The organism is Chryseobacterium antibioticum, from assembly GCF_012927325.1.
Lineage (GTDB): Bacteria > Bacteroidota > Bacteroidia > Flavobacteriales > Weeksellaceae > Chryseobacterium > Chryseobacterium antibioticum.
In genome coordinates, this window is the sequence record NZ_JABBGI010000042.1 from 22983 (window position 1) to 29123 (window position 6141).

At 33.8% G+C, this 6141-nt stretch carries 6 protein-coding genes and 1 pseudogene; 1 reads left to right on the top strand and 6 read right to left on the bottom strand.

Annotated elements, in window-relative coordinates; all coding sequences use genetic code 11:
* Nucleotides 1–79: 79 nt before the first annotated feature.
* The 6 genes and pseudogenes from HHL23_RS21180 to HHL23_RS21205 all read right to left on the bottom strand — a co-directional run bounded on the left by HHL23_RS21180 (nt 80) and on the right by HHL23_RS21205 (nt 4463).
* Complete coding sequence (locus HHL23_RS21180) at nt 80–286, bottom strand: hypothetical protein (protein WP_169236729.1); 207 nt, start codon at nt 284–286, stop codon at nt 80–82.
* 4 nt (nt 287–290) lie between these two features.
* A complete protein-coding gene (locus HHL23_RS21185) occupies nt 291–914 on the bottom strand; it encodes a DUF3575 domain-containing protein (protein WP_169236730.1) in 624 nt (207 codons plus the stop codon).
* Complete coding sequence (locus tag HHL23_RS21190) at nt 914–2089, bottom strand: thioredoxin fold domain-containing protein (RefSeq protein WP_169236731.1); 1176 nt, start codon at nt 2087–2089, stop codon at nt 914–916. The genes HHL23_RS21185 and HHL23_RS21190 overlap by 1 nt, the downstream gene beginning before the upstream one ends.
* A gap of 172 nt (nt 2090–2261) precedes the next feature.
* A pseudogene (locus tag HHL23_RS21195) lies at nt 2262–2906 on the bottom strand (alpha/beta hydrolase); the annotation flags it as partial.
* Nucleotides 2907–3023: 117 nt separating this feature from the next.
* A complete protein-coding gene (locus HHL23_RS21200) occupies nt 3024–3563 on the bottom strand; it encodes a Crp/Fnr family transcriptional regulator (RefSeq protein ID WP_194306334.1) in 540 nt (179 codons plus the stop codon).
* 525 nt (nt 3564–4088) lie between these two features.
* Nucleotides 4089–4463, bottom strand: coding sequence for a tetratricopeptide repeat protein (locus tag HHL23_RS21205; protein WP_317174730.1), 375 nt, complete (start codon nt 4461–4463; stop codon nt 4089–4091).
* On the opposite strand from HHL23_RS21205, the gene HHL23_RS21210 reads away from it, so the two are divergent.
* Nucleotides 4444–5271, top strand: coding sequence for an IS5 family transposase (locus HHL23_RS21210; RefSeq protein WP_169236733.1), 828 nt, complete (start codon nt 4444–4446; stop codon nt 5269–5271). The genes HHL23_RS21205 and HHL23_RS21210 overlap by 20 nt on opposite strands.
* Nucleotides 5272–6141: the final 870 nt, after the last annotated feature.

A 6141-nucleotide genomic window follows, 5' to 3' on the forward strand; every position in this document is an offset into this window, starting at 1 on the left:
CCAGTCAATCGTGAGTGAATCTATCTGTCATAAAATTCACTGACGAAGTCAAATTCACAATTGATTTTTTACTTTTTTATCAATCAAAATTTTGCGGAGGATTCTTATCGTTTTTGCCTTTATTAAGAATGAAAAGTCCGAGGGATAATCCTATAACTCCGGCGAAAGCCGTCATTAATGCTCTCTCCAGTTTATCAGGCAGATCATTTCCTATATAATTCATTAAAAAAAGGATCACAAATGTAATCACTGAAATGATAATATGGTTTCTTCCGAACAGTTTCATAGAGTTATTTTAGTTTATAAGAGATCATGACACCTCCTCTATAAGGAAGAATTTCTCCACTTTTATTAAATTTCTGAGCTACATCATATCGCTGGCCTGTAGTTCTGTCGTATCCTTTGTAAAAATCTGAAGATGAACCAACTGTTGCGTACACATCAACATTCCAACGATCGGATACTTTGAACTGATATCCTCCTGTAATACCAATCATAAAAGAATACCCTTTTTGGTATAAATTAGATTTAAGGAAGACCTCGTTTCGGTCATTTATATAAGGTACTTCCTTCCAATAATTCCATTTCTGCAGGACAAATGATGAGACACCAACGTTTGCTCCTACATACCAATGACTGAATGCTTCATTAAAGTAATATCTGCCTTCAAGGGAAAGAGAGTAGTACTGCAGTTCATGTCCGGAAAAAGATTTCCATGGAGATATCAGAACGTCGCCTTGCATAGTAATCTTCTTGCTCAGTTGTTTTTCCATGCCAATATTGATGATTCCAATTGGGGCAAGAAGTGCGTTTCCTTTAATGTACAGACTTTTTTCCTGTTCTTGTTCCTGAGCTGTAAGTGTTCCTATAGAAAGGAGTGCAATAGATGCGGTAATAAATTTGTGTTTTAGCATTATTTTATTTGTTTCAGTAATTCTTCTGCGAGTTTGGAGTCTTTACCTGTCTGAACTGCCATATTTTTAGACATTTCAGCATAGTTTTGGGCCATTTCCTTGTTTCCTGTCAGGAAATAAAGCTTTGCAAGAATATAAGTGTTTTCCGGTGTTTCTCCACGCATAACGGATTTTTCGGCCCATTCTGCTGCTTTCTTCAATGATAAAGGATTTTTGATGTGATCACCAAAAACCCATGCTGCTCTAAGCAATTCAGTGGGTTCAAATGCATCGGAATTCTTGTAATACTCTAATGCCGCTTTTTCAAATTCAGGGAAATTGGCATTCTGCTCGTAGTAACTGAGTTTCGTTTGGTTTAGTTTAGATTGAGCGAGTTGTTTTCCTACTAACGGCTCTGCCGTCTTCATGAAATACTCCTCGTTAATTCTCTTATTTTTATCATCAATAGACTGTTCCACAACCTTTGAAAGCTTTAGCTGGCTGTCAAATTCGTTATAAGTTTCTTCCGGTAAATATTTGATGATATCGGTTTTTCTTGAAGTGAATGTTTTGTAATTGATATCTTCTGTAGATTTTACAAAGAATAAAAGAAGGCCTATTTCTTCTTTCGAAATTTCTTCAGTCTTTTTTTTATTCTCAAAATATCTTTCAGAGGCTTTTTTAGCAAAATCATAATCTGATGAAGAGTTCAGTTTCATAATATTGATCAGGAATTCCGGATCTTTATCTCCTTTTGCAAAACGCTCTTTTAAAGAACCTTTTTTATTTCCAGGTGAATTAATATCCTGAGCCATGGTTACAAACATACTTTCCTCCATATAGCCGGTGTTTTGAGAAACAAGCTCACCGTCACCATTCAGAAACAGGTAAGTAGGATAGGAGCGGACCCCATATTTGGCTGCAATTTCTCTTCCTTCCCCTTTTTCCATATCGAATCTGGCATTCACGAAATTGGCATTGAAATAATCTCCGACAGATTTTTTAGTAAATACATTCTTTTCCATCATCTTGCACGGTCCACACCATGTTGTATAAGCATCGACGAAAACAAGTTTCTTTTCTTTCTTGGCCTTCGCTATAACGTCTTTGAATGGCAGTTCCTGAAATTGTATGGCTTCCTGAGCCAGTATAACAACAGAGCAGAAAACAAATACCCCGGAGATGATCTTCTTCATTTTCAAATTAGATTTGTAGGCGAAGATAGTTATTTTCCAAAAAACAGACGACGAATTTATGCGGAGAGGCTCTATATTAACGAATTTTAAGATTACCCCATCCCGCTATAAATAAAATAAACAGGCCGAAACCTGTTTACTGTTTTTTATTGCTTTAAAAATTGATTGTTTCTTAAGAAACATTTTCCACAGCTTCTTTGATCAGTTCTGTGATTTCCTTCGGATGTGTGGCTAATGAAGCATGACTTGCGTCCAAATGGATAATTTTCTTAGGATTCATTCTTTCTGCCATTTCTTTTTCCGTTGCCGGAGGGATCATTCTGTCATTATCCGAAACCTGATACCAACTTGGTTTTGTTTTCCATGCAGGTTCTCCAGCCTCAGCTGCAAAAATATTTCCGTGAATTGGTTTTTGAGATAAAGACATCACCACTGAATCTTCCGGATTCAGATCCTGGGCAAAACTTTCATGGAATTTGTCATACTTTATCCATAAAAATCCTTTTGAATCAGGAACAATATTGGCGCCACCAGCAGATTGTTCCCTGCGTCCAAAGATGCTTCCTAAACTTTCTCCTTTATCCGGTGCAAAAGCGACAATATACACTAGCCCTACTACTTTATCATGATTTCCGGCTCCTGAAATAACAGCACCTCCGTAAGAATGTCCTACCAACAGAACTTTTCCTTCCTGTAAGTCGATCAGATCTTTTGTTTTTTGAATATCCTCGTCCATAGAAGTCAAAGGATTTTGAACACTGCGTACTGTGTAGCCTTCGCTGTGAAGATTTTCAATAACATGTCTCCAGTGAGATCCGTCTCCCCAAGCTCAGTGAACTAAAGTAATTGTTACGTTTTTGTTTTCCATATTTTTATTCTTTACATTTTGTATCACAAATGTAGGAGGATGTTGGTTGAAAAATGTTCACTTTAGTTAACGTTTTAAAGTTCTGTTCAGGATTCTGCTTAATGACTGAGGTTTTACGCCAAGATAGCTTGCGATATGTTTCTGGGCGACCATCTGAAAGATCTTGGGGTTTTCCGTCAAAAGGTTGTTATACCGTCTTTCAGGGGAATAATATAATAATTCTTCGATTCTTTTCTTTACATTCAGATAAATTACTTCCGTCATTTTTCTTCCGAATTCCTGCCAGTAAGCATCTTTTTTATAAAGTTTCTGAAGATCATCCTTGTGAAGGAGAAGAACTTCAGAATCTTTAACGGCTTTAATATTCATTTTTGATTTCGTGTGACAGAGAATACTTTCATAGTCGGTGAAAAAATAATTATCGAAGTGAAAGTTGACATCCTCTCCGCCTTTATTAATATAGAATGTTCTCATGAATCCTGTTTTAAGAAAACCTAAATATTGGCATTCTTCACGTTCTTTCAGGAAAAAATCAGATTTTTTGTAAATCGTTTCATGGAGGAGGTTACAGAATTTTTCATAGTGTTCTTCGTCGACCAGAAACAAAGGCCATATTTAGAATATTCATCAAGAATGTTTTCATAATTAGATATTAAATAATCTTACGGATATGCTTAGCGTTTTAATTGTAAAGGCATATCAAAGACTAAATTATTAAAAACTGATGACAATAAGAATAGAATAAATAGAGAAAAGTGATGAAAAAATAAGCTTGTGAAATGATCTATATATAAAATAAAAAAACCGCCTTAATAAAGGCGGTTTGTGGTTTCTCCAGGAATATATGTTTTCTTTCTTATCGCCTTTTAGTAAAGGTTTTAAGAAAATTAATTTTATTAGGTAACCTAATATTCCACCTAGGAATTTTTAACAAATACTCTCAAATTCTATAACAAATGTAATAACTTTTTGATTTATGAACAAGTTTCTACACACTAATTTTGATTAAAATTAAATACTATCAAAACATTCATTTGCTATCTATTTTTCTTTCTTAAATGATAAGTTGAAGAGTGGAATTCCAAACAGAGGATTATTAAAACAGTAACTGAAGCTCTCATTAGGGGAATTTTAATTTTTGTTTATCTTAATCGTTATATCCTGCCTGTATAGTTCATTGAAGAATTCATTATAAACATCCTTAAGCTTGGAGCTTTTATCATATTGATGTAAAGCTTCTTTGTAAGAATTGATGGCCGAGTCTTTTTTACCTAATTTTTCAAATACTTCAGTTTTATGAAAGTATGCTCCGGAAAATTTGAACCCTTTTGTGTTTAAAGATTTATTAAGCTGTTCTAATGCTTCCTCATATAAACCTAACTTCTCAAGCAAAGTTCCGTAATTTACATATAAAATTGATCTTGACTTTTTGCCATAAAAAAGGGATTCCGAAATTTGAGTTGCAAAACAAAAAAAACAGTTCCCCTTGTACAAAGTACTTAGCAAAGATACAATAGAGTTAGAAATAGTCCCTTATATCCCAATAGGGAAAAGAGGTTTTAAATCAAAAGTTCCTATCTGTGAGATTATTAACTGTATTTTATATAAGCTTAAGACAGGGGTTCAGTGGTATCTTTTACCTGTATTACAATTGTTCAGCCAAGAAGTTCTTCACTACAAAACCGTTTTTGGCTACTATCGCCAATGGTGTAAAGCCGGGATATGGAAAGACTGCTGGAGCGGCATTTTAGAAAAGAACAAATCTAAAATTGATTTGTCCAGCGCAGATGTAGACGGCAGCCACACAACGGCTTTAAGAGGCGGTGAAGCGGTTAGTTATCAGGGCATGAAAAAACGCAAAACAACCAAGGCCCTCTATTTAACAGACAGAAGCGGATTGCCTTTAGCCATGTCGATGCCGGTTTGCGGGAATCACAACGACCTGTTTAATATTGAAGAACATTTTGAGGAGCTCACGGATTTTTTACGTAGGTCAGGTATTTCATTAGATGGACTTTTTTTGGATTTTGATGCGGGATTTGATGCTGATAATTTGCGCTCAAAAGCTTCACAATTGGGAATAATTGCTAATATTGCCCACAATAAAAGAAATTCAGGTACGGATAATGACCATTATTTTGATGAAGAACTTTATAAGAAGCGCTATACCATAGAAAGAACCAATGCTTGGCTTGACAGCTTCAGGTCTATACTTAATAGATTTGATACAACAGTAACAAGCTGGATCGGATTCAATTATTTAGCTTTTATTGTTATTGCTTGTAAAAAATTCATAAAAAGAAAGTCAAGATGAGTTCATATTCAAAAACTAAAAGAGACAAGTAACGATTATTGATTTTAATGCTTTTAAGTTCTTGATTTATAATTTTGCCCACCGTTTATAAACCGTGGGTTGTAATATCTAATCTAAAGATATAGCATCATACAGTTAAGTATATTAGAATGAAAATTATTGTTAAATATTCAATCATAAATAAATTTATTTATCATATTGCCTGTTATTTTGCATACATCTATTAAAAACGGGAGACGAAAAAGATAAAAAAAGTAATAAAAAAAAACAATAATATTAGAATTTCAGACTACGATCGGGTATGTTTTTACTTTCAAATCTCTTATGAATGCTGACATATCAGAATATCCGCATTAAATATCAAATTTAGGTGAAATAAAATTATGTGGTATTAAATAATTTTTTATTTTTAGTACAAGAAACTAAATACTGTAAAAACATTAACCATCAAATTATAATCTATGAAAATTCTGCTCTCCAACAAAATTATGGAATTGAAACCCCATTAATTCTAAAACCCACTACCGTGGTCATATATGAGGTATAGCTGTCAATCTGAATATAGATATAGTTATTTAAGTCAACGTTTTATTACCTTAGGGCTGGTGATTGAGTTCTCTCTGGATCTCTTTTGTGTATCACACTATAAGCAATAGTAAGTCTCAATCAAAATGGTTTCTGTCCATACTTTTCTTCTCAAATAAAAAGCATATTAACAATTTAAAATACTTAAATGAAAAAAATTTATCAAATCTTATTTATTTTATTATACCTATTTACATATTCCCAAGTAGGTATAAATACGACGACACCAAATGCAGATGCTGCTTTGGATATAAACAGTAATAATAAAGGATTACTCATTCCCAG

Excerpts from the sequence above, each read along its gene's own strand:
- HHL23_RS21190 (WP_169236731.1), bottom strand. The coding sequence starts at position 2,089 with ATGAAGAAGATCATCTCCGGGGTATTTGTTTTCTGCTCTGTTGTTATA.
- HHL23_RS21185 (WP_169236730.1), bottom strand. The coding sequence starts at position 914 with ATGCTAAAACACAAATTTATTACCGCATCTATTGCACTCCTTTCTATA.
- HHL23_RS21180 (WP_169236729.1), bottom strand. The coding sequence starts at position 286 with ATGAAACTGTTCGGAAGAAACCATATTATCATTTCAGTGATTACATTT.